This is a genomic window from Arcobacter sp. F155, from assembly GCF_004116455.1.
Taxonomy (GTDB): Bacteria; Campylobacterota; Campylobacteria; order Campylobacterales; family Arcobacteraceae; genus Halarcobacter.
Map to the genome: position 1 here is coordinate 1 of NZ_PDJU01000054.1, position 412 is coordinate 412.

Annotated in this window: 1 protein-coding gene; it reads left to right on the plus strand. The window is 61.9% G+C overall.

Annotation, left to right across the window (positions count from 1 at the left end; all coding sequences use genetic code 11):
• Positions 1-412, plus strand: a 412-nt coding sequence (locus CRV03_RS14290) for a hypothetical protein (RefSeq protein ID WP_375153740.1), incomplete at both ends; no start/stop codon positions are given.

Sequence of the window (412 nt, forward strand, 5' to 3'; positions counted from 1 at the left end):
ACGGGACAGGGAACACGGGAACAGGAGAAGCAGAAGAGAGGGAAGCGGGGGAAGGGAGGAAGGGCGGAGCACAGCAGGAGAGGCCGGGACGACAGACGGGGCGGGCAAGAAGAGACGAGGGGACAAGGACAACACCAACAGGAGAGGAGGCAGGAAAAGAAGAGACAGAAGCGGAGGAGAGGGCGGTAGGGGGAGGAGAGGCAACAGGAACAAGCGGAGAGAAGGAAGCAGAGAGCACAGGAGCAAGGGGAACAAGGGAGGAGCAAACAGAAGGAACGGAGGGAGGGCACACGGGAACAGGAAGGGGAGAAGCAGAGGCAGCAAAAGAGGAGGACGGGACAGGGAACACGGGAACAGGAGCAGCAGAAGAGAGCGACGCGGGGGAAGGGAGGAAGGGGGGAACAGAGGAGGC